Source organism: Luteibacter sp. KNZ12-1A, assembly GCF_056755675.1.
This window is the reverse complement of sequence record NZ_JBPGXU010000001.1, coordinates 26,059-47,880: the sequence shown is the minus strand read 5'-3', so window position 1 is coordinate 47,880 and position 21,822 is coordinate 26,059. Positions and strand designations below refer to the sequence as shown.

Below are 21,822 nucleotides of genomic sequence, written 5' to 3'. Positions count from 1 at the left end.
ACATCATGGCGCGTCTGAAGAAAGTGTTGATCGTGGGAGGGGGCACCGCCGGTTGGCTGGCGGCGTGCTATCTGGCCAAGGCGGTCAACGCGGTCGATCCCCGGAGCGTGCAGGTGCATCTGGTGGAATCGCCGGACATCGGCCTGCTCGGCGTGGGCGAAGCCACGTTTCCCTCCATTCGCGGCACGCTGTCGGCCATCGGCCTGGACGAGCGCCGCTTCCTGGTTGGTGCCACCGCGACATACAAGCAGGGCATTCACTATCGTCATTGGGTGCGGCCGCCCGGAACACCCGGCGCGGACCATTTCTTTCATCCCTTCAACGTACCCAGCCAGCGTCCGGGCGGCCCCGAGTTGTTGCCGTACTGGCTGCTGGGTGCCGCCCCGGAAGGCATGCCGTTCGCCGATGCCGTGTCGATGCAGAGCATCCTGGTCGATTATTCACGCGCTCCCAAGCGCGCAAGGGACGCGGACTACCAGGGACCGATGAATCACGCCTTTCACTTCGATGCCGCCTGCTTCGCACGCGTGCTCGCCGAGCACGGCCAGCAGGCGCTCGGCGTGGTTCGGCATGTGGCGACGGTGGAGCGCACGGAACTGGACGAGGACGGAGCCATCGCGCGCGTGGTGACGAAGGAGAAGGGTGAGCTGACCGCCGATCTCTACGTCGACTGCACCGGGCTACGCGGGATGTTGATCGGAAACGTGATGCAGTCCCCCTTCCGCAGCCGGGCGGACGTGCTCTTCGCCGATCGCGCCGTGGCCATGCAGGTGCCGTACGACACCCCCGATGCACCGATCCCCTCGTACACCATCTCCACCGCCCAGGAGGCAGGCTGGATCTGGGACATCGGCTTGCAGAAGCGGCGTGGCTCCGGCTATGTCTATTCGTCACGGCACACGACCGACGATCGTGCCGAGGAAGTCTTCCGGCGCTACCTGGGCCGTGCCGGCGAAGGCCTGAAGGCCATGCATATCAAGTTCGAGACGGGGTACCGCCCCGAGCACTGGCGCAAGAACTGCGTGGCGGTAGGCCTGGCCGGCGGCTTCGTCGAGCCGCTGGAATCCACCGGCATCGCGCTGATCGAGCTGGCGACCTATCTGCTCACGCACCTGTTGCCCGGCGATACCGACAATATGGAAAGCGCCGCGCGTCATTTCAACGAGATGATGGTGGCCCGCTACGACCGCATCATCGACTTCATCAAGATGCACTATTGCCTGAGCCAGCGGCGTGACTCACCGTTCTGGATCGACAACGCCGACTCAGCCAGCATTCCGCAAACGCTTCAGGAAAAGCTGGCGAAGTGGAAACGGCGTCCGCCGCACCGGTTGGATTTCATCAGCGACCTGGAAATGTTCATGACTTCCAGCTGGCAGTACATTCTGTATGGGATGGAGTTCAAGACCGATCTCGAGCCCATGCGCAGCGCTTATCCGCAGATGGAAGCGGCGCGCCAGGAGTTCGCGATGATCCAGCAGGCGGCCATTCGTGCGCTTGACGACCTGCCGGACCATCGTGCGCTTGTCGAACAGTTGTGCCGAGAGCATGTGCAGCGCAAGCCGTCGGATGCGGGCATCGTGGCTTCCGCTTCCCGCTGAAACGCGTCACAACAGCACTTGCCGTGTCCGCGCAAGGAACTGGTGGATCTCGGCCTCGGTCCTCGTATCGATCATGTACACCGGCCGCTTTCCGTTAGGGCAGGGCAACCGTGGTGTCGTGCCGAACAGGCGGCAGATCAGCGGGCGTTCCCCGTAAACCTCGCAACCATGCTTGCCCAGGTACGGACAGCTCAGGTCGGACAGTGCCTTGTCGTGTTCGGCCTCGGTTCGGGTCGGCAACCTCGCCACTTCTTCCGACGAAGCGGTCACCGGTCCGCAACAGTCATGGCAGCCCACGATGCAGGTGAACGTGGGGATGCGCCGGCGCAGCGACTCGATGGTCCGGTCATTTGGTGTCATCGGGTTCCGACCCTTTCTTGTTCTCGGCAGAAGAATGCCCGGCGCTCAGCTCTTGCGAGAGTGCCAACGCGGCCTCGTAGTGGTCGACGAAATACAACTCGCCCTCACGCGGGTGCAATGCCATGGCCCGGATCACCTTTTGTGGCTGCGGTTGCAGGCCGGAGACGACGAGTACGATGCCGCGCCTGCGACAGCGCTCCAGCAAGGTCTTGAGGGCATGGACACCGCTGGCATCGATGATGGGCACCAGCCGCATCCGAAGAATGAAGACGCTGGGTGGCTTCTGAAACTGGTCGAGCAGATCGTCCAGCCGATTGGCCGCACCGAAGAACAACGGGCCACTGATCTGGAACACCTCGACGCCGTCCGGCAGCCGGGAACGTTGTGAGGCGTCGTCACCCATGGTCCGTTCGTCACCGTTTTCATCCAGCAGCTTGATGCCCGTGTTGACCTCGACCGTCTTCGCCATGCGAAACATGAAGACGAAGGCCGATACCACCAGGCCCACTTCGATCGCGATGGTGAGATCGAAGAATACGGTGAGGCCGAAGGTCAGCAGCAACACCAGTCCATCGCCTTTGGGCGCCGACAGGGTATGACGAAAATGGTCGATCTCGCTCATGTTCCAGGCCACCACCAGCAGTACGGCGGCCAGGGCGGCGAGGGGCACGAACTTCATCAGGGGCGCCAGGGCCAGCATGAACACCAGCAGCAGGGCGGCGTGGATGATGCCGGCCAGCGGTGTCTTGCCACCGGCCCGTATGTTGGTCGCGGTGCGCGCGATGGCGCCGGTTGCAGGAAGGCCGCCGAACAAGGCGGAGCCGACATTGGCGATGCCCTGTGCCACCAGTTCGCCATTGGACCGGTGCCGGCCGCCCGTCATGCCATCCGCCACCACGGCCGACAACAGCGATTCCACGCCCGCGAGAAAGGCGATGGTGAACGCGCTCGGCAGCAGTTCGCGCGTGCGCTCGAAGGGAATATGCGGCAGGTCGAACGTCGGCAGCGCCGAAGGCAATCCGCCGAACCGGCTGCCGATCGTCTCGGCGGGTAGAGCGAAGCCCACGCACAACGCGGTGCAGACGAGCAGGGCTATCAGGAAGCCGGGCCATCCGGGCCGCCAGCGTCGTATCGCCGCGATCACGGCAAGACCGATCACCGTAAGCCCCACGGTCGCTGGCTGCATGGTGGGAAGCTGGTGCACATAGGCGATCCAGCGCTCGAGAAAGTCGGCGGGCACGGTGGCCATGGACAACCCGAGTGCGTCCTTGATCTGGCTGGAAAAGATGCTGACAGCGATCCCCGCGGTGAACCCCGTGATGACCGGTTGGGGCATGTACTTCATCAGGGTGCCGAGCCGCAAGAGCCCGGCAGCGATCAACATCAAGCCGGCGAGAAGCGTGCACAGGACCAGGCCGCCGAAACCGAACTTCTGGATGACCACGAACACCACGGGGATGAACGCCGCGGTGGGGCCGCCAATCTGTACGCGCGAGCCCCCCAGGGCCGATATCAGGAAGCCCGCGACGATGGCGGTGTAGAGGCCTTTTTCCGGCGTGGTGCCACTGGCGATCGCCAGCGCCATGGCCAGCGGCAACGCCACGATGGCGACGGTCAGGCCTGCGATCGCGTCGCCGCGAAGGTCGCGCCAGCGATAGCCTTCGGCCAGCACCGTGTAGAGCTTCGGCAGATACAGGCGCAGGTAGTTGAGAGCGGCCTCCGCGTCCATCGTTTCCCCTGGGGCAAGGCAAATAGAGTGTGAATCGTATTATAATGGAATACATACTCCATGTGATTCAGGCTGTCCGGGTATGCCCACCGAAAACCGTACCGCTCGACTAACCATCCTGATCGACCCACGCAAGAAGGCCGTTCTCGAACGCCTGTGCGCGGAAGCGGACACGACACCGTCCCAGGTCGTGCGCGGTCTCATCAGGGAATACATAGAGCGCGCCTCGGGGCGTCCCTGGCATGCGGAGGACGAGGCCTTGCCCGATGAAGCATCCGGGCCCCGCTCCAGAAAGAAATAACGTATCTGCCCTACCGATCAAGAGAGCCTTTGCATGGAAACCTCAGATATTCCGGCGTGTCCGCTTTGCGCCATGGAAAACACGTATCCCGACGGCGACATGTACATTTGTCCGGATTGCGCGCACGAATGGTCCCCGCTGTCGGCGAAGGTCGAAGAGGGGCCGGTAACGGTGCGCGATGTCAACGGCAACGTGCTCAATGACGGCGATTCCGTCGTGGTGATCAAGGACCTGAAGGTAAAAGGCTCGTCGCTCACCCTAAAGCAAGGGTCGATTATCCGTGGCATCCGCCTGGTGGATGGCGATGCCGAGCACATCGAAGGAAATTCGGAGAAGATCAAGGGCCTGGTACTCAAGGTGTGCTTCTTGAAAAAGGCCTGAGAGCCGCGCTGGCGCGAGCGTTCTTCTTCCGGAGGGCCTTATCCCCCAGGCAGGCCGGCGACCGGCGTTCATACGTCTATCGCCAAGGTGATTCCGTCATCGTTTCCGTTCCATTCCTGGCGGGTAACGCGCGAGAGCGTGACGGAAGTTTTGACGGATGCATCTTGACCAGGGGTGGAACACCAGCCGTTGGCACCGCCTGGCCGAACAAGTAGCCCTGGCCTTGTGTGCACCCATTTCGCTTGAGACAACTCAGTTGCTCGGCATTCTCGATGCCTTCGGCGACGGACGTCAGACCGAAGCCATTGGCCAAGCCGATGATCGATCGAACGACGACAAGGCTATCGTGATCGTGGACGACGTTCATGATGAATCGCCGATCAATCTTGATCTTGTCCAATGGAAACGACAGCAACTGTGCGAGCGTGGCATAGCCCGTTCCGAAGTCGTCAAGCACGATATGAACGCCTTGGTCACGCAACTGTTCCATGATGAACCGCGCCTCATCCACGTGATCCACCAAGGCGCTTTCCGTGATCTCGATTTCCAGTCGAGGGGGGCTGAGGCCATTCTCTTCGAGTACCGCTAGAATCCTGGAGGCGAGGTCTGCCTCGCGGAGCTGGATCGCCGAGACATTGAAGGCCATGAATAGATATCCCGGCCAATGGCTGGCGTCGGCGCAGGCACGACGAAACAACTGCTCCCCGAGCATGCCGATCAACCCGGTCTCCTCGGCAAGCGGAATGAATATCTCCGGCGGTATTTCGCCGAGTACATCGTCGTTCCATCGCGCCAATGCCTCGAAACCCACGATCGCGTCGTCATCCAGCGAGACTATCGGCTGATAATGGGTGGCGATATCGCCATTCGCCACCGCCTTGCGCAATCTTCCTTCGATCGCGATCCGTTGGTCGATATGCGCGTCCATCTCCGGTTCGAAGAACCGGACGGACGATCGATCGTCGCGCTTGGCACGGTAAAGGGCGCGCTCGGCATGTCGAGTCAAATCCTCGGACATCTTGCCATCGTTGGGTGCTATGGCGATGCCGATGCCTACACCGATATGCGCGGCCGTGTCGGCAACCGAAAACGCCTGTGAAGTCGCCATGACAATACGGCGGGCAAGCGCGGCTGGTTCGTCCAGCGCATCGATGGGCATGAGCAGCGCGAAGGCATCTCCCCCCGTCCTCGCGAGAATCGCACCATCACGAAGCAGTCCCGTCACCCGCTCGGCGAAGCCGATGATTATCTTGTCTCCGGCGGCATGACCGTGCAGGTCGAGAACGCGTTTGAATCCATTGATATCGATCGCCAGGATCGCCAGCCGGTCTCCATCGGCCATGGCCACGAGGCGCTCGTCCAGTCGTTTCGCGTAGAACGACGCGTTAGGAAGTCCAGTCAGATGATCATGCCCCGAGAGCAGGCGGGCTTCGCGTTCGGCATCGAGCCGCGCGGCCATTTCCCGGGTGAAATCCCGGTAACGGCGGATGCCGTAGATGGGGCCAGCGATGCTTAGCACTAATCCCACGAATAGCACGTCGTCGACGCCCCAATGCCGGTAAGTGAACGCCAACTCGGCTATCCGCCGGGGAAGGGCGAAGACATGTGCAAAGACATAGGTGGTGCCGGCCAATACAAGCAGGAAGAGGCCGTCTCGAACATCGCGCCGCCCCCACGACACGCGTACGACGATCCAGTGCAGGTCGCGCCATCGATCGATCCACTTCATCATGACTCGACTCCAGAGTAGAAGTGCGGTCCAGCTAATAATAAGTACGCGCGACGGGTGAGTATGGGCGCCCCGCGCCCCATTGACTGTGAATAGATGTGCCGTTGCCTCGACTGGGGAGTTGTCGTGCCGAATTGGTGCATCGGGGAGCCAGCCCTGTTTCATTTCACGCGCCCGCGACATCTCCGGCCGGGACAGGACTACAGTGGCTTTATCTCGCTCCCGGGAAAGAACGCTCACTAACCGTAACGGACAACCGGAAAAATCATGCTCAGAACGATGGCTGCCGCTTTGGCGATGAGCGTGGTGTTCCTGATTCCCGCCCGCGCTTCCGACCAGGGGTTGACCGAGTCCCGGATACGCCTAGGCATGGTCAATGCCCAGACAGGTGCGGCGTCCGGTCTCGGTCAGGGAATGCGTTCGGGTGCCATGGCGGTCTTCGCCGATATCAACGCCAAGGGTGGCATCCACGGGCGGCAGATCGAGCTTCTGGTCGACGACGACGCCTATGAGCCCGACAAGGCCATCGACGCGACCCTGAAAATGCTCGAAGACAAGAAGGTCTTCGCTTTGTTCGGTTTCGTCGGCACGCCTACAGCGAACGCCGTACTGCCGATCGTCAAAGAGACGAACACGCCGCTTATCGGCGTGTTCTCCGGAGCGATGGCACTTCGCCAGCCGGTGGTTCCAGAGGTGTTCAATATCCGCGCCAGTTACGACGACGAGTTGGACATGCTGGTGACGCGTTTCATCGAAGACAGGGGTGCCAAGCGGTTCGCTGTCTTTTACCAGGATGACAGCTTCGGCCTGGCGGGCCTGCATGGAACGGAAAGGGCGTTGAAGCGGCATGACTTGCAGGTCGTCGCGAAAGCCGCCTTCCAGCGAGGCACCAATGCGGTCAATGGTGGCCTGGCGACGCTGATCGACACCGACCCGGATGTCGTGATCATGGTCGGTCCTTACGCACCTCTAGCCGCCTTCATTGCGAGCGCCAGGGAACAGAAGCTCAAGGCTAGCCTCGCGACGGTGTCTTTCGTCGGTACCGACAATCTCGTGAAGCTGGTTGGCGCGGCAGGTAACGGCGTGGTCATATCGCAGGTCGTGCCTTTTCCCGGCGATCACAGTCTGCCGCTCGTTCAGCAATGCGAAGCGCTACTGGAAAAACAGGAGCCAAGGCAAGATCTGGGCTTCGTCAATTTCGAAGGATGCATCACCGCCAAGGTTCTGGCGACGGCGTTGGATAAGGCAGGTCCGGCGCTGACGCGTGCCGCCATGGTCGAAGCACTCGAATCGATTCACGACAAGGATCTCGGCGGCATCCGGGTGAGCTTCAGTCCACAAAGCCATCAAGCATCGACGGCGGTGTTCCTGACCATGATATCCGACGGGAAGATCATCGCGATAAAGACGATACCAGGGTTGACCGATCTCACTGCGCGATAGGAATCGAGGTGTTGTGCGCATCAAGAAAAAACTGATCGCCGGCACGGCTGTCCTGCTGCTCGGCATGATGGCGATCGGCGCTGCTGGCCTGATCGCGCTGAAAGATGTCGCCTCGAGCGTGGACAAACTCACGGGCGAATCGGTGCCGCTTCAGTTGGCGACCCACGAACTCGTTCGCACAACGGAAAAACTGTCGAGCGACTTTCTCAGGCTTGGTACATCCCAGGATGTCAGCCAGAAGAAGCAGTTCTCCGCCGTCATAGACGCGCATATCGCAAGCATCGAAACCATCAACACCGCCATCGTTCACATGGGGCAGCGGGACGACGACTTCCAGCCGCAGAAGTTCAAGGACATGCAGCGACTCATGGACAAGGCGGTCAGCGCGCGACTGAGCGATACGGACATTTTTCGGTCCGAGTCGGTCAACGTCAACGATTCGCTACACAAGATGGACTACGCGCTGGGGGTCATCGGGGCGCATATCGATGCACTCAATGCGCGCGCCGAGGCCGTCGTTTCGCAAGCGAAGCGGGAGAGCGTGGCCTCTGGCGACTCCACGAAACGGCTGACGGATATACGGTCGCACGTGAAGGACATGATCATCGTGGTCGGGGAGATCCAGTCCGTGGCGAACCGCTACCGGCTATCTCCACTGAAGGAACGCATTGCGGCCGCCGCGGGTGCCGTGGAAAACCTCGACCGTGGTCCGGCGGAAGCCAGCGTCACCGGGCAGGTGCAGGACATGGTGTCGACGATATCCTCCGGCGTCCTTGGCGACGATGGCCTGATCGCTTTGCGCAAGCAGATGTTCCTTCCGGGCGGCTCGGACACGAACTACCTTGCGAAGAAGGAAAAAGTCCTCGAAGCCCTCAATGCGGCGATCGGCCGCATTTCCGAAGAAATCGACGCCATCGACCTGCGTGCCATGAATGATCGACGGGCACTCGCCGCGGCCAACCTGTTCCTGCAGGACGCCGCCGAAGTCAAGCGGGCCGGGGCCCGGCTGGCCATCGACATCCTGGAGCTGCGCAACAATGTCACGGATCTGACGGCCAGCGAATCGGTCGACGAACTACACCTGCGGGAAGTCGCCGTAAGGACGGAAAACAACGAACTTCGAGCCAATGGGGCCCTTTTGACGTCGGCGCTGCTCAGAACGGGGCAGACAAAGTCCATCACGGACGCGAAGCAAGTCAACGATTTCATCACCACCGTCGAGCAAGCGACGGAGCGCATAACCACCGCTAAGTACCGCGCCCTGGTCAGCGACAGCGCGTTGCATGGCATCGTCGAGCGTGTGACGTCCATGTCCGATCAGCAGGTTCGCTACGGTGACATACGCATCAAGCGAATCAGTGAGCAACAGCACGCGGTCGTGTCTAAAGTGCAGCGTTCCGTGGCGCAATCGTTCGTGCTCATCCTGGGGACATCATCCTTGTTGGTCCTTGCCGGCCTCGTTGCCAACACCAAGTTAGGGACCACCATCGTTCGTCCGATCACCGCCCTGTCCGGCACGATCGAACGGATCCGTAGCGGCAGGAATCTTTCGCTGCGCGTACCCGAGCGTGGCACGGGCGAAATCGGGGTCCTGATTGACGGCTTCAACGCCATGTTGGAGACCATCGAGCAAAGCGACACGCAGTTGAAACTCGCCACCAAGGAAGCCGAGGCGGCCACGGTCGCCAAGTCGGAGTTCCTGGCCAAGATGAGTCATGAAATCCGCACGCCGATGAATGGCATTCTGGGCACGACCGAGCTTTTGTTGCTGACCGACTTGAACACGAAGCAACGCCGCTTTGTCGACATGGCTCACCGTTCGGGCGAGGCATTGTTGGCGATCATCGACGACATTCTCGACTTCTCGAAGATCGAGGCGGGGAAAATGAATCTGGAACGGGTACCGTTCGATTTGCGTCGTCTTATCGACGACACCATGACATTGATGAGCCACAGTGCCACCCGCAAGGGTTTGAGCCTCGTCTTCAGCATGGCTGAAGGGGTACCCGAAAGGTATTGTGGGGACCCAGGTAGAGTGCGACAGATACTCACCAACCTGGTCAGCAACGCGATCAAGTTCACCGAGCGTGGCGAGATCGTCATCGAGGTACGTCATGACGGGGAAGATACCGTGCGCATGTCGGTTTCCGATACGGGCATCGGTATCGATCCGGAGGTGGCCACCGCGTTATTCCAGCCCTTCCGGCAGGCCGATAGCTCAACGTCGCGCAAGTACGGCGGAACCGGCCTGGGACTTGCCATCTCCCGGCAACTGGCCGAACTCATGGGTGGCACGCTGACCCTGCGGACGACTCCGGGCAAAGGCTCGACCTTTTCGGCATCGTTTCAAATGGAACAGCCGACGGACGACGTGGACCTGCAGCCTTCCGCCGTACGCAGTTCGCTCGCCGGCATGAGCATGCTGGTCGTCGACGACGACGAAACGGATCGGGGCATCCTGGTGGAGTACGGTGCCGAGTGGAACATGCATGTCACCAGTGCAGGCAACGGTGTCGAGGCCTTGGAAAAACTCCTCGCTGCGGTGGCGGAAGGCAAACACTTCGACGTTGCGCTGGTCGACATGAGGATGCCGGTGATGGACGGCATTTCACTGGTGACGGCGATCAGGGCCGACCCCGTGCTTTCGCCCTTGAGGATCGTGATGCTTTCCTCGTTCGATACGGCTGACAGCCGTGGCGTTGCCAGTGATCTGGGCGTCGAGCAGTGTCTGAGTAGACCGCTTCGCGGTGTGGACCTGTATGCGAGCATTGCCGCCGCGATCGGTTTCGGTACCCCTGGCGCCGCGACGTCGGCATTTACGACCGGCACCGCACTCACGACCGCCACTACCACTACCACTGCCCAGGCCAGGCCCTCGCAGAGCGTTCGCGTCTTATTGGCCGAGGACAACATCGTCAACCAGGAAATCGCCATGGCTATGCTCGACGACACCGAGTATGGCGTGACCGTGGCCGAGAATGGGCTCGAGGCATTGAAGGCGATCGAGATGGCGGAGTTCGATGTCGTCCTGATGGATTGCCAGATGCCTGAAATGGACGGTTTCGAGGCAAGCATCGAGCTGCGAAGACGGGAAACGGAAGCCGGTTCGCGCCGTCTGCCCATCATCGGGCTGACGGCGAATGCCGGTGCCGGCTCCAGGGAGAATTGCCTGGATGCGGGTATGGACGATTACGTGTCCAAGCCATTCCGTCGCAATGTCCTCCTGGCGGCTCTCGCCAAGTGGACGCAGTCCATACCGTCCGGTCGCATGATCCCGCAAGAAGCGGTTGTGCCACCACCCCCATCGGTCGCGCCAGAGACCGATCCATTGGACACCGAAGCCCTACAGGCGCTGAGAGACCTGCAGCGGCCCGGTCGGCCGGATGTGCTGACCCGCGTCATCGATCTGTTCTCGCTCGACGCCCCTCGATTGGTCGCGGACATGCTCGAGGCTGTCAAATCCAACGATGCCGACGCTTTGCGGCATGCCGCGCACACGCTGAAGTCGACCAGTGCAAATGTCGGCGCCATATCGCTCTCGACCAACTGTCGTGAGATAGAGCAGCTCGCGCGCTCCACGGAAGTCGTCGCGGCAGGGGCGCGGGTCGACGATGCCACGAAGGAACTCGCCCGCGTTCTAGCGATGCTCGCCCTGGAAAGGACCGTAACATGACGATCAAGATCCATGAGTTTCCGTCCGTTCTCATTGTGGACGACGACCCGATGACGCGCATGCTGGTGGCCGAGGCGCTGGAGCCGGAAGGTTTCAACGTGCTGGAGGCCCAGAGCGGCCTGGAGGGCATAGAAGCCTTCGGCCATCGTAAGCCTGACATCATCCTGCTGGATGTCAGCATGCCGGGCATGGACGGATTCGAGTGCTGCCGGCGCATTCGCCGGTTACCTGGCGGCGGGCGCGTACCGGTGGTGGTTCTCACCGGCAACGATGACGACGAGTCGATCACCCGCGCCTTCGAGGCGGGCGCTACCGATTTTGTTTCCAAGCCGATGCGCTGGAAGCTGCTCGGTTATCGCGTGCGTTACCTTCTGCGCTCGAGTGCCGTGCTCGAGGAGCTTGCCCGCAGCGAGGCCAGCCTGGGATTTGCCCAGCAATTGGCCCACGTCGGCAATTGGGAGTGCGGCGTTCCCATCGCCGATGGCACGTGGTCGCCCGAGTTGTACCGGATATTGGGGTTGGAAGAGGGCACCGATGTCCCGGCTCAGGAATCGCTGATGCTATGCGTGCCCGACGAGGAGCGTTCACCCCTGTTGCGTTCGTTCATGAGCCTGCGTACCGACGGTACCCGGTTTGGACTGGAGCATCGCATCGTGCACCGGGATGGTAGCGAGCGATTCGTCTTTCACCAGGCGGAAGCGATCCGTGAGCAGAGCAAGATCGTATCGTTGCGGGGGACGGTGCAGGACATCACCGAGCGTAAGATGCACGAGGCGCAGATCGAATTCCTGGCCAACCACGATGCACTCACCGGCTTACCGAATCGCAACCTTCTCAGCGATCGTATCACCCAGGCGATCGCCCGCGCGCAGCGCGAGAATCGCCGCGTTGGGGTGATGATCCTCGACCTGGACCGGTTCAAGTTCATCAACGACAATTTCGGCCATCACGTCGGCGACGCGTTGCTCAGGGCGGTGGCGGCGCGATTGCGCACCGCCGTGCGCGAAGTCGATACGGTGGCGCGCCTAGGAGGCGACGAGTTCGTCGTCGTGCTATCGACGATGACATATCCGGGCGACGCCGAAATAGCGGCGCAGAAGGTCCTCGATGCGTTCGTTCCCCCCATCCTGATGGAAGGGCACGAACTGCATGTGACCACCAGCATGGGCATCAGCGTTTTTCCCGAAGACGGACTCAACGCCGAGGTGCTTCTCAAGACCTCCGACGCCGCGCTGTACATCGCCAAGGACAAGGGAAGAAATTGCTTCCAGTTCTATACCTCCCAGATGGGTGTCCAGGTGGAAGAGCAGGCCGAGTTGGTCAACGCCCTGACCCAGGCGGTGGCGCGGAACGAACTGGAAATCCACTATCAGCCGAAGGTGGACCTCACGAGCGGAGCGGTGAGCGGCGTGGAGGCTTTGTTGCGCTGGCGACGGCCGGGCATCGGCCTGATCTCGCCGGACATTTTTATCCCCCTGGCGGAGTTGACGGGTCTCATCATCCCGATCGGTGAATGGGTGTTGCGAACCGCATGCGTCCAGGCAAAGGCCTGGCACGATTCCGGGCATGCCGGTCTGACCATGGCGGTCAACGTATCGGCACGACAGTTCCGGATGAACAATGTTCATGAACTGGTTCGTTCAGCGCTTGCCGACAGCGGACTGAACGCGGCGTGCCTCGAGCTGGAACTGACCGAGAGCGTGCTCATGCACGACAAGGAATCGGCGGTGAAATCGCTGCAGCAACTGAAGGAAATCGGTGTCGTGCTGACGCTGGACGACTTCGGGACGGGTTACTCGAGTCTTTCCTATCTAAAGGAGTTCCCGATCGACGTGATCAAGATCGACAAGTCGTTTATTAACGACGTGACCAGCAGCGTTGACGGTGCATCACTCACCCGATCGATCATTTCCATGGCCGAGTCCCTGCACATGACCACGGTTGCCGAAGGCGTGGAGACGGAAGAACAGCTGAGTTTTCTCAATACGAATCGTTGTGACCGGATGCAGGGCCACTACTTCAGCCGGCCGTTGGCGGCCAGCGAAATGAATGCATTGCTTCGCGCGAGGACGCGCCTTCCATGGGACAGTTGCCGTCGTATTCCTCCCCAGCGCATGGCGGCTGTATCCGAAGTTCCGCTTGGCATGACAAGGTAATGGGCCGGCGTGGCCAAAGAGCCTCGCTGTCATGGGCGATCTTGTTCTGGAACGTCAATCAGTCCGTTTGAATGTCTCGGGCCACTTCGAGACAGAACTCGACGAACTTTTCAACCTTGAGCGGCGTGAATTTCCTCGAGGGCCAAACGATGTACAGCGGAAAGGTCTCGCCCGGCCATTCCGGAAAAAGGTCCACGAGCGTGCCGCGGCGCAGTTCGTCTCGCACACTGATCGCCAACACCTGAGTGACTCCACCCCCAGCCAGACACGCTCCGATCTTCGTATCCACGTCGGAGAAAGTCAGTTTGCCGGCCGTGCTGACGGGAAGTGTCTCTCCGGGACGCTGAAACTCCCAGTCGAAGGGGCGGCCGCTCTGGGGATCCACGAATTGCAGGCAGTTGTGGTTGGATAATTCCGACGGATGAGCAGGGCGTCCGCATCTCTCCAGATAGGCGGGAGATGCCACGGTGAGCACGCGCGTCTCGAGAAGGCGGCGGGAAATCATGCTCGATGACGGCTGGGCGCCGAATCGGACCGCGACATCCACCCCATCGGCATTCAGGTCGCCGGTGTCCGAATGCTGACTGATATGAAGATCGAGAGCCGGATGGCGCCGGGCGAACTCAGGCAGTCGCGAGCTCAGGATATGGCGTGCGAACGCAGCCGCCACGCTCGCGCGTAGTAGTCCGGTGACCTCCGACGCATTGCGTGAAGCAGCCGTTGCGGCTTCCTCGATGGCTGCCAGGTGAGGCGCCGCCATCTCATACAAGCGGCTCCCTTCGGCCGTCAGCTTCAGCGCGCGGGTCGAGCGGGCGATAAGCCGGACGGCCATGCGCGCTTCGAGGCGTGAAATGGCCCGACTCACACCCGAAGGCGAAAGGCCCAGAAGCGTACCCGCCCGCGTGAAGCTGCCGTGTTCCACCACGGCGGCGAGGATGGTTACGCCCGAAAGCAAGCGCGCGTCGATCGGCATGGGTGCACTCTTGAAAAAATGCAAAGAAAGCTTGAGCGATTTGCATCTAATCACAGGTGGTCCCCCGCGGCTACAGTCGATCGTTGGCAAGGCCTTCCCCGACCCGCCTTGCCCTATCCGCAATCGACTATTGAAAGGTGACCTATGTTCGCTATTACAGCCATTACCGGGCGCGTCGGCGGTGAGCTCGCCAACACCTTGCTCGGCGCAGGGAGGAGCGTTCGCGCGATCGTCCGGGACGAAAGCAAGGGCCAGGCATGGGCCGCGAAGGGCTGCGAGGTAGCCGTCGCCGACTTCGACGACGCGGAATCGCTCACCGAGGTGCTGCGTGGTGTGGAAGGGGCTTTTATCCTTTTCCCCCCGATCTACGACTCGGAGCCAACCTTCCCGGAGCTACGGCCCCGCATCGAGGCGGTTCGCCGCGCCCTGACCCGGGCGCGACCGGGCAAGGTCGTGGTGCTGTCGACGGTCGGTGCCGAGGCGACCCGGCCCAATCTCTTGAACGCGCTCGGGATGGTCGAAGCGGCCTTGGCGGACGTGATGCTTCCCATCACGTTTCTGCGCGCCGCCTGGTTTATCGAGAACGCGGAGTGGGATATCGCATCGGCGCGCGACGAAGGCGTGCTGCATTCCTATCTTCAGCCACTCGATCATGAAGTGCCGATGATTTCCACCGTAGACGTCGGCCGCACCGCCGCCGCACTGCTGATGGAACATTGGGATGGGCACCGGATCGTCGAACTGGAGGCCGCCGAGCGCGTGACGCCCGACCAGATGGCGGCGGCGCTCGGCCGCGCCTTGGGTCGGAACGTCCGTGCGCAGATCGTTCCGCGTGAGCAGTGGGAACGCATCTTCCGACAGCAGGGTATGCGTCATCCCACACTGCGCATGCAGATGATCGACGGTTTCAATGAGGGCTGGATCGACTTCGAGGACCGGGGAGCCCATGCCCGAAAGGGGCAGGTTTCCCTGGACGAAGCGATCACCCGCCTGGTCGAACGGAAGGGTTGAGGGATAGGCCATGCGGTCGACTGCCGCCTCGCGCATCTTTGGCATGTAATGGAACCGTCACCAGGCAGGGCGGCGCGCGCGAGGGGGAATCATGAACGTCATCGACGCCGGCCGCGTGCCGGTCATCGTCATGGGGCAAGGGGCCACGGCGCTCGGCATCCTGCGTGCCGTGACGATGGCCGGGATTCCCGCCTATGTGGCATGCCCGCCCGACGATCTCACGACGCGATCGCGCTGGTACCGTCCTGTCCCGGGAGCTCCATGGGATGGTCGCCCGGGCCCCGCCGCGGAGGATGCGTTGCGTGCGGTGCCGCTGGAGCGTGCGGTCCTGATCGCCGGCGCGGACGACATCGCCATGTGGCTGTCCGGCCTGCCGTCCGATCTCCAGGAACGATTCCCGGTATCCACCGCCAGTCGTGCGGTCCAGGCGCTCCTGCAGGACAAGGCCACCTTTGCCCGCCACCTCGAGCGCCTGGGCATTCCACACCCTCGAACCTTCCATCTGGGTTCGCTTGCCGAAGTCGATGCGGTTCCCATGGAAACGCTCCAGCGCGTTTTCATCAAGCCTGTGAATTCGCAGCGTTTCAGCGACGTCGTGGGTGTCAAGGGCGTATGGGTCCGCACTCGGGACGAGCTGAGAGACACGTGGGCCCGTCTGCATGCCCAGGGCTTCTCGCTCATGGCCCAGGAATACATCCCCGGACCCGCGACCGAGCATTTCTTCGTGGACGGATTCCGCGACGCCAGCGGCGCCTATCCCGGGCTGTTCGTTCGCCAGCGGATGCGTATGTCTCCGCCCGATTTCGGAAACAGCTCCTGCTCCTGTTCGATTCCGCTGGATCGGGCGGAGGAGGCGGTGGGGCAGGTGCGCCGCCTGCTCGACGACGTGGGTTATCGAGGCATCTTCAGCGCTGAATTCAAGCGAGATCCGCGAGACGGGCAGTTCAGGATCATCGAAGTCAACACGCGCGCATGGACGTATGTCGAATTCGCTGCCCGCCATGGGGTGAACGTGTGCGAGATGGCCTGGCGGGATGCGCTGGGCGAGCCGGTGCGAATGGCCTCACGACGTTATCCGACCGGCAAGTTGTGCGTCGATCTCCACCATGACCTGTCCAGCCTCGGGCGAACGCCAAAGCAGGAAATCGGCGGCGTCTTACGGTTGGCGATGCAGTGGGCGAGGGCGGATCTGCACGTATTCCGGTGGAGCGATCCGCGCCCCGCCTTGTACGTGCTCGGGTCCTTGCTGCACAAACGTGTCGTGCGCAAGCGCGACACGGCCTTGGCGGCAAGGCAAGGAACCTCGGCCTGAGACACGTCTGTCCTGACTAGTGCGACGCGAAGAGCGTCTGGCCAGGCCGTGACCGAACCCCTGGCTGTCATCAGGTCATCCGCTTGCAAGTCACCCATGCATGCCGTACAGTGAACCATATGGTTCACTATCAAGCCCGCCTCGACGCCACCTTCGCCGCACTCTCCGATGTCACCCGACGCGGGGTGCTGGAGCAGCTTGGGGATTCGGACGCCTCGATCACCGACCTTGCCCAACGGTTTCACATGACCCTCACGGGCATGAAGAAGCACGTCAGCATCCTGGAGCAGGCCGGGCTCGTGACCACCGAAAAGGTCGGGCGAGTACGAACCTGCAAGCTCGGACAGCGCCGGCTGGAAGAAGAGGCCGCCTGGATCGAGCGGCACCGCCAACTCTGGAGCGCGCGTTTCGACGCGCTGGACGAGCTTGTCGAACACCTGAAACGCAAGGAGAAGGCAGATGACAAACGCAAGAAAAGGTAGTGCCGCCGTGAACCAGACCGCCGTGAACCGCAAGTCCGATCGCGAGCTCGTCGTGACGCGAACGTTCGATGCTCCCGTGCACATCGTCTTCGAAGCATGGAGCAAGCCCGAGTTGTTCAAACTCTGGTGGGTTCCGAAGTCGGCGGGCATGTCGCTGGTTTCGTGCGACATGGATATTCGCACCGGAGGCACGTACCGGCTCGTGTTCAGCCATCCGACCTTCGATCAGCCGATGTCGTTCTTCGGTACCTACAAAGAGGTCACGCGAGACAAGCGCCTGGTATGGACGAATGAGGAGAGCGACCAGGGCGCCGTGACCACGGTCACGTTCGAAGAACATGCCGGCAAGACGCTGGTCACCCTGCACGAAATCTACCCCACCAGTGCGGCCCTCGACGAAGCCATCGCTGGTTCGGCGGAAGGCCTGCCCGAACAGTTCGCGCAGCTGGACGAGTTGCTCGCGGCCAGAGCCGCGTAAGGACGATCGTCGCTGGCCGGCATGCCAGGGGGAAGGGGGACCCCCCTGGCCACCGCCTGGGGTGACGAACCGCACTTGCCAGCGATCGCGAGGCTGCCTATCGTGCGCCCTCGGCATGCCGCTGACAGGGGAGGGGACGCTGTGGAAACCGTGCTGCTTCGTACGTCGATCTTGCTTTGCGCCCTGGTTCTGGCAAGCGTTCCGCTGCAACCTGCCGTTGCGCAGAGCGCTCCCGCCGCCGCGGCTCCCGCCATCACGAGCACGACGGAAACACCCGCGGCGCGTCCCTCGGATGTTGCTTCGATGGGCGCGATCATCGAAGCCGTCTACGACGTGATTTCAGGTCCCAAGGGCCAGGAGCGCGACTGGAACCGGATGCGTTCGCTGTTCGTGCCAGGCGCGCGCCTCATTTCAGCGCATACGGGGAAGGACGGTGTCACCTCGGCGCATGTCATGAGCGTGGATGACTACATCCGGCTGGGCGATCCTTTGCTGAAGAAGGACGGGTTCTTCGAGCGCGAGGCGCATCGCACGGAAGATCGCTTTGGCGACATCGCCCAGGTATTCAGCACGTACGAGTCGCGCCACGAGAAGGATGGCAAGCCCTTCCAGCGGGGCATCAACAGCTTCCAGCTTTTGTTCGACGGCAAGCGCTGGTGGGTCGTGACGATCTACTGGCAAGGCGAGCGGCCGGAGCTCCCGATTCCGAAGCAGTACGGCGGCTGATCGAACACGATTTTTCGTGCCCCGGTGCGAGAGCCTGGTGCCTATAAAGCAACTTGTCGAGGAACGCTGACGACTACGAACGGATGGATGAGCTGCTTATCCGCTCGCTTGGCATCGCTGCCTCCATCCCGGCGATGACGATGGCGCCACCCTCCGGCATCGGCGACTGGCAGGGTATCTACGTGCTTGCCCCCTCCCGCATGGGAACTTTTGCCTACCTGGACTGGGTGCTGAACTTTGCAACCGTACGTTTCTGGCAAGTGGGTTATTGGCAGTGGTGACAGGGGCATTGCCGCTCGCGATATCTTAGAAGGCGTGCCCAATAGCAGTGAATGTTTATTCATCGAAGAGGCCGAGTAGTCGCGCCCGATCGACTGCATGTCTACGCGTGCCCGCCGACAACTTCTGGAATAAATTCTTCAGGTGCCATTTGACGGTTTCGCTGCTGATATCCAGTGTGCGGGCGATCAGCTTGTTCGGCATGCCCTTGCCCAGCAGCTGGAGGACCTCGGCTTCTTTCGCCGTTAGCAGGCCCTGCCGTATCGAGACGGAGGGTGAGGCTTCAGTGCGGCCCGGGTATGCGGTGACTCGCTCACGGCCTGACGATGGCGGGAGTTCCTCGGCCATGTGCACCGCTTCCGGGTGCGTGTCGACCAGCAGCCGTACATTGCCGCCAAGATGGGCCAAGCCAATCGCTTCCGACATCAGCGCGGCCGCTTCGGCCGTGCCGCGCCGCCGTGCCAGTACCGCACGCAGCACCTTGAGTGCGTGCACATCCTGATTGCGGCTCAACTGGTGAGCGAGCGAGTCCGCGACTTTCAGCTGCCGCTCCACCTCGTCGAAATGATGCCGGACGAAGAATGCATATCCCTTGGCGATCGCGGACGCCAGGGAATATTGGGCCATAAACGGCTTGTAAGCCTTGCGCCGGAACATGGGGCCGAGCTGGTCCAGCGTCGCCACCAGCCTTTCCACCGTCTCGGCGCGTCCGCTTAATGCATGGATGCGTATCCGCTCGGCCAGGCCATGCAGCTGCAGACGTGGCGATTTGCGCTGCTTCGCCAGCTCGTCGAGACGGTCGAGCAAGGCCAAGGCGCGCCGCTCGTCGCCCTTGTCGAGTGCGATGCGGACCAACACGTAATACGCCGTCAGGATAATGTCGGGGTAGCAGCCGTCGATGACGTCGAGCCGATTGGCCAGAAGCGCCTGCGCCGTTTCCGGCTGTCCGCGCTGCAAGGTGGCGGCGGCGAGCACCGAGGCATATGTGCAAGCGATCGTGCTGCGCCGGCCTTCCTCCATCTCTGCCGCTGCCAGCAGGGGACTCAGCGTGAGTTCGGTGAGGTAGGCATTGCCATCCCACAAATGGCTGAGGCCGACCATCACCTTCGACAAGGCTGCGGTAAGCCGGAGGGATCCGCTCTCGCCCAGTGTCGCCACTTGCGCAGCCAGCTCGCGCACCTTGCCGGTAAGGCCTGCATGCAGCGCGACGATGGCGCTACCGGTCACCGGTGCGGCGAAGTACACCGGCTCATCGGACTGTGTCGCCGGCTGCGGCCATCGGGCGACCAGTTCGGGCACCAATCCGAGACGGTCGGTATAGATCGCCGCGGCGCCAGCCACCCATAACGCGACCATCAGCCGCTGTGGCGTGTTTGTCGGGTCGGCCGCCGCCTTGAGGCCGATCCGCAGCGCTTCCTCATGGCGCTCGCCGAGCGCCCAGACCCAGGCGGCGACCAGCTTGAACGACATGTCCCTGGCCAGCAGCCGTGGCGGAATGCGCGCCAGCCATTCCCGCGCCTCGGCCAGCCGCCCCTGCGTACCGAGCATCCACATCGCACGCATGGCATAGGCATAGGCCTGTTCTTCATTGCCGGTGGCCAGCGCGTGGCGCGCCGCTTCGTGGAAGCGATCGCGTTCGGCAAACCAATACGACGCGCGAGTGTGCAATTCGATCTGTTCGGAGCGAGGCAGGGCCTCGAAACGCTCCAGTAGGAATTCCCGCGCCAATGGATGCAGACGAATCCAGTCCTCCCGTCCCCCCATCATCATGAAAGGGGTTTCCCGGGCAAGCGTGTCGAGCAGGGTTTCAGCGCACGGGTGGCCGGTCACGGCTTTGCAAAGATCGGCGTGGAGGTAGTCGAGCATGGCGATGCGAATCAGGAAGTTCGCGTCCGCCTCGGAGAGACCGGAGAGCAGGGCGTCGGCGAAATAGCTCTGCAGGTCGCCGTGGCGGGCCGAGAAGGTAGAAGCCGCAAGTGCCGCATCGTCGGCGTATTCAATCCTGGAGATGGCGAATTGCAAGCCGATCGGCCAGCCCTGCACGGTATCGTGCAGCTTGGCGGACTGATGCACGCTCAGGCGGGCCCCCAGGCGTCTGTCGAGAATGTCGATGGATTCCTCGAGTCGGAAGCGCAGATCGTCGGCTTTCAGCACGGCCAGATTGCCCTTGGCCACCAGTTCCGCGATCGAAAGAGGCAGTAGCACGCGCGATCCGATCACCACGTGCAGATTCGCCGGCGCGTTGAGCAGCAGGTATTGGAGCGAGGTGAACACAGTCGGCTCAGGCAGGCGTTCGGCGTCGTCGATTATCAGCACCGTGTCGGTGCCTAGTAGCGCGATTTCTCCCAACAGCGCGGTGAGGATCGCCACCTCTTGATCGCTGCTGGCCTGGCATTCGGCAGCGAGCCTGCCAAATACCGCTTTCCCACTGACAAGGCCGACCGCGTGCAGCAGACCGAGCGTAAAACGCATCGGTTCGTCCTGGCGATCGATGCTCAGCCAGGCGACCAGCGCGCCCTGTTCCATCCACTGGCGCCGCCACTGCAGCAGCATGGTGGTCTTGCCGAAACCGGCGGGAGCCGCCACCAGGATTGCGACGCGTTCGCGGGCGGACGCCCAGAAAGGTTGAAGCCGATCACGTTTCGCCGCATCACGCAGCAGGCGCGGGGGCGTCGTCTTGAGAACCAGCTCGGGCTCAATCATGGGCTGGGGGGACACCGCAGCTCATGAGCCAGATGGCCGACGTGGAACCGCCCGCTTGCGTCGGTCGCCTTACCGGGAAAAGCCATGACACACCCCCCTATGAGCCCCCCGGCGCGGCACCGCCCCTGGGACGTCCGACAGCCGTGTTTAAAACGCCTTGTCAATCGCTGGCGGAATGATAATCTCCGCCGACAAGAAATTGCGAGGTAGCGCTTCCAGTATCCGGAGCAGGCAGATTCATCATGCGCCACGCCGTCGCTACGCCGTCGCTATCGCATCCCCCCCTTTATGGGTGGGGGGCGTGGGCACATTTTCGGCCAGACCAAAGGCAGAATGAAGCCCGACATTTCAGGCATGAGATCACCGCTTCGATGGATACAGGCGACCCCGGCATGAGTTAGGAGCGCTGGAGTAGAGGGTGTGCGTTCGCGGATCGACCAGGGTAGATGCCGATCCACAACCTTGCAGGTGCGCACTTCGGGGGA

Annotated in this window: 17 protein-coding genes; 12 read left to right on the top strand and 5 right to left on the bottom strand. The window is 62.1% G+C overall.

Annotation, left to right across the window (positions count from 1 at the left end):
• Nucleotides 1-5 precede the first annotated feature (5 nt).
• On the top strand, nt 6-1,601 hold the full coding sequence (locus ACR9ZJ_RS00150; protein WP_481280391.1) for a tryptophan halogenase family protein: 1,596 nt from the start codon (nt 6-8) through the stop codon (nt 1,599-1,601).
• Between the two features lie 6 nt (nt 1,602-1,607).
• Here the strand turns inward: ACR9ZJ_RS00150 and ACR9ZJ_RS00145 are convergent, their stop codons facing one another.
• Entirely contained in the window at nt 1,608-1,961 is a 354-nt protein-coding gene (locus tag ACR9ZJ_RS00145; protein WP_481280392.1) for a YkgJ family cysteine cluster protein, read from the bottom strand.
• Nucleotides 1,948-3,690, bottom strand: a complete 1,743-nt coding sequence (locus ACR9ZJ_RS00140; protein ID WP_481286424.1) for a SulP family inorganic anion transporter — start codon at nt 3,688-3,690, stop codon at nt 1,948-1,950. Before ACR9ZJ_RS00140 ends, ACR9ZJ_RS00145 begins: the two co-directional genes overlap by 14 nt.
• A gap of 82 nt (nt 3,691-3,772) precedes the next feature.
• Here ACR9ZJ_RS00140 and ACR9ZJ_RS00135 point away from each other — a divergent pair, with 82 nt between their 5' ends.
• Both ACR9ZJ_RS00135 and ACR9ZJ_RS00130 read left to right on the top strand, forming a co-directional pair.
• Nucleotides 3,773-3,991 (top strand): CopG family transcriptional regulator, encoded by a 219-nt coding sequence (locus tag ACR9ZJ_RS00135; RefSeq protein ID WP_481280394.1) that lies wholly within the window; start codon nt 3,773-3,775, stop codon nt 3,989-3,991.
• Nucleotides 3,992-4,024: 33 nt separating this feature from the next.
• Nucleotides 4,025-4,372, top strand: a complete 348-nt coding sequence (locus ACR9ZJ_RS00130; protein ID WP_481286423.1) for a zinc ribbon domain-containing protein YjdM — start codon at nt 4,025-4,027, stop codon at nt 4,370-4,372.
• A gap of 76 nt (nt 4,373-4,448) precedes the next feature.
• Here the strand turns inward: ACR9ZJ_RS00130 and ACR9ZJ_RS00125 are convergent, their stop codons facing one another.
• Entirely contained in the window at nt 4,449-6,104 is a 1,656-nt protein-coding gene (locus ACR9ZJ_RS00125; RefSeq protein ID WP_481286422.1) for a putative bifunctional diguanylate cyclase/phosphodiesterase, read from the bottom strand.
• Between the two features lie 264 nt (nt 6,105-6,368).
• Between ACR9ZJ_RS00125 and ACR9ZJ_RS00120 the strand changes: the two genes are divergently transcribed.
• From ACR9ZJ_RS00120 to ACR9ZJ_RS00110, 3 genes are read left to right on the top strand one after another with little or no spacing between them, the layout of a single operon-like run.
• The gene (locus ACR9ZJ_RS00120) at nt 6,369-7,544 is read left to right on the top strand and encodes an ABC transporter substrate-binding protein (protein ID WP_481286421.1); all 1,176 of its coding nucleotides are present in this window, start codon (nt 6,369-6,371) and stop codon (nt 7,542-7,544) included.
• Nucleotides 7,545-7,557: 13 nt separating this feature from the next.
• Nucleotides 7,558-11,217, top strand: coding sequence for a response regulator (locus ACR9ZJ_RS00115; protein ID WP_481286420.1), 3,660 nt, complete (start codon nt 7,558-7,560; stop codon nt 11,215-11,217).
• The gene (locus ACR9ZJ_RS00110; protein WP_481286419.1) at nt 11,214-13,373 is read left to right on the top strand and encodes a two-component system response regulator; all 2,160 of its coding nucleotides are present in this window, start codon (nt 11,214-11,216) and stop codon (nt 13,371-13,373) included. The genes ACR9ZJ_RS00115 and ACR9ZJ_RS00110 overlap by 4 nt, the downstream gene beginning before the upstream one ends.
• Nucleotides 13,374-13,431: 58 nt before the next feature.
• On the opposite strand, the gene ACR9ZJ_RS00105 is transcribed toward ACR9ZJ_RS00110, so the two are convergent.
• On the bottom strand, nt 13,432-14,346 hold the full coding sequence (locus ACR9ZJ_RS00105; RefSeq protein ID WP_481286418.1) for a LysR family transcriptional regulator: 915 nt from the start codon (nt 14,344-14,346) through the stop codon (nt 13,432-13,434).
• 144 nt (nt 14,347-14,490) lie between these two features.
• Here ACR9ZJ_RS00105 and ACR9ZJ_RS00100 point away from each other — a divergent pair, with 144 nt between their 5' ends.
• The 6 genes from ACR9ZJ_RS00100 (at nt 14,491) to ACR9ZJ_RS00075 (ending at nt 18,636) form a co-directional block, all read left to right on the top strand.
• Nucleotides 14,491-15,357, top strand: a complete 867-nt coding sequence (locus ACR9ZJ_RS00100) for an NmrA family NAD(P)-binding protein (protein WP_481286417.1) — start codon at nt 14,491-14,493, stop codon at nt 15,355-15,357.
• A 91-nt stretch (nt 15,358-15,448) separates the two neighbouring features.
• On the top strand, nt 15,449-16,669 hold the full coding sequence (locus ACR9ZJ_RS00095; RefSeq protein WP_481286416.1) for a carboxylate--amine ligase: 1,221 nt from the start codon (nt 15,449-15,451) through the stop codon (nt 16,667-16,669).
• A 119-nt stretch (nt 16,670-16,788) separates the two neighbouring features.
• Nucleotides 16,789-17,151: an ArsR/SmtB family transcription factor gene (locus ACR9ZJ_RS00090; RefSeq protein ID WP_481286484.1), complete on the top strand. Its 363-nt coding sequence runs from the start codon at nt 16,789-16,791 to the stop codon at nt 17,149-17,151.
• Nucleotides 17,152-17,158: 7 nt separating this feature from the next.
• Entirely contained in the window at nt 17,159-17,629 is a 471-nt protein-coding gene (locus ACR9ZJ_RS00085) for an SRPBCC family protein (RefSeq protein WP_481286415.1), read from the top strand.
• Nucleotides 17,630-17,779: 150 nt separating this feature from the next.
• Complete coding sequence (locus tag ACR9ZJ_RS00080; protein ID WP_481286414.1) at nt 17,780-18,355, top strand: hypothetical protein; 576 nt, start codon at nt 17,780-17,782, stop codon at nt 18,353-18,355.
• 83 nt (nt 18,356-18,438) lie between these two features.
• Nucleotides 18,439-18,636 carry a hypothetical protein gene (locus ACR9ZJ_RS00075; RefSeq protein WP_481280401.1) on the top strand — a complete coding sequence of 66 codons (198 nt, stop codon included), beginning with the start codon at nt 18,439-18,441 and terminating at the stop codon, nt 18,634-18,636.
• 55 nt (nt 18,637-18,691) lie between these two features.
• Here the strand turns inward: ACR9ZJ_RS00075 and ACR9ZJ_RS00070 are convergent, their stop codons facing one another.
• Entirely contained in the window at nt 18,692-21,337 is a 2,646-nt protein-coding gene (locus ACR9ZJ_RS00070) for a winged helix-turn-helix domain-containing protein (RefSeq protein WP_481286413.1), read from the bottom strand.
• Nucleotides 21,338-21,822 lie beyond the last annotated feature (485 nt).

Excerpts from the sequence above, each read along its gene's own strand:
- ACR9ZJ_RS00140 (WP_481286424.1), bottom strand. The coding sequence starts at position 3,690 with ATGGACGCGGAGGCCGCTCTCAACTACCTGCGCCTGTATCTGCCGAAG.
- ACR9ZJ_RS00095 (WP_481286416.1), top strand. The coding sequence starts at position 15,449 with ATGAACGTCATCGACGCCGGCCGCGTGCCGGTCATCGTCATGGGGCAA.
- ACR9ZJ_RS00130 (WP_481286423.1), top strand. The coding sequence starts at position 4,025 with ATGGAAACCTCAGATATTCCGGCGTGTCCGCTTTGCGCCATGGAAAAC.
- ACR9ZJ_RS00070 (WP_481286413.1), bottom strand. The coding sequence starts at position 21,337 with ATGATTGAGCCCGAGCTGGTTCTCAAGACGACGCCCCCGCGCCTGCTG.
- ACR9ZJ_RS00075 (WP_481280401.1), top strand. The coding sequence starts at position 18,439 with ATGGATGAGCTGCTTATCCGCTCGCTTGGCATCGCTGCCTCCATCCCG.
- ACR9ZJ_RS00100 (WP_481286417.1), top strand. The coding sequence starts at position 14,491 with ATGTTCGCTATTACAGCCATTACCGGGCGCGTCGGCGGTGAGCTCGCC.
- ACR9ZJ_RS00110 (WP_481286419.1), top strand. The coding sequence starts at position 11,214 with ATGACGATCAAGATCCATGAGTTTCCGTCCGTTCTCATTGTGGACGAC.
- ACR9ZJ_RS00090 (WP_481286484.1), top strand. The coding sequence starts at position 16,789 with ATGGTTCACTATCAAGCCCGCCTCGACGCCACCTTCGCCGCACTCTCC.
- ACR9ZJ_RS00125 (WP_481286422.1), bottom strand. The coding sequence starts at position 6,104 with ATGATGAAGTGGATCGATCGATGGCGCGACCTGCACTGGATCGTCGTA.
- ACR9ZJ_RS00120 (WP_481286421.1), top strand. The coding sequence starts at position 6,369 with ATGCTCAGAACGATGGCTGCCGCTTTGGCGATGAGCGTGGTGTTCCTG.
- ACR9ZJ_RS00145 (WP_481280392.1), bottom strand. The coding sequence starts at position 1,961 with ATGACACCAAATGACCGGACCATCGAGTCGCTGCGCCGGCGCATCCCC.
- ACR9ZJ_RS00135 (WP_481280394.1), top strand. The coding sequence starts at position 3,773 with ATGCCCACCGAAAACCGTACCGCTCGACTAACCATCCTGATCGACCCA.
- ACR9ZJ_RS00150 (WP_481280391.1), top strand. The coding sequence starts at position 6 with ATGGCGCGTCTGAAGAAAGTGTTGATCGTGGGAGGGGGCACCGCCGGT.
- ACR9ZJ_RS00105 (WP_481286418.1), bottom strand. The coding sequence starts at position 14,346 with ATGCCGATCGACGCGCGCTTGCTTTCGGGCGTAACCATCCTCGCCGCC.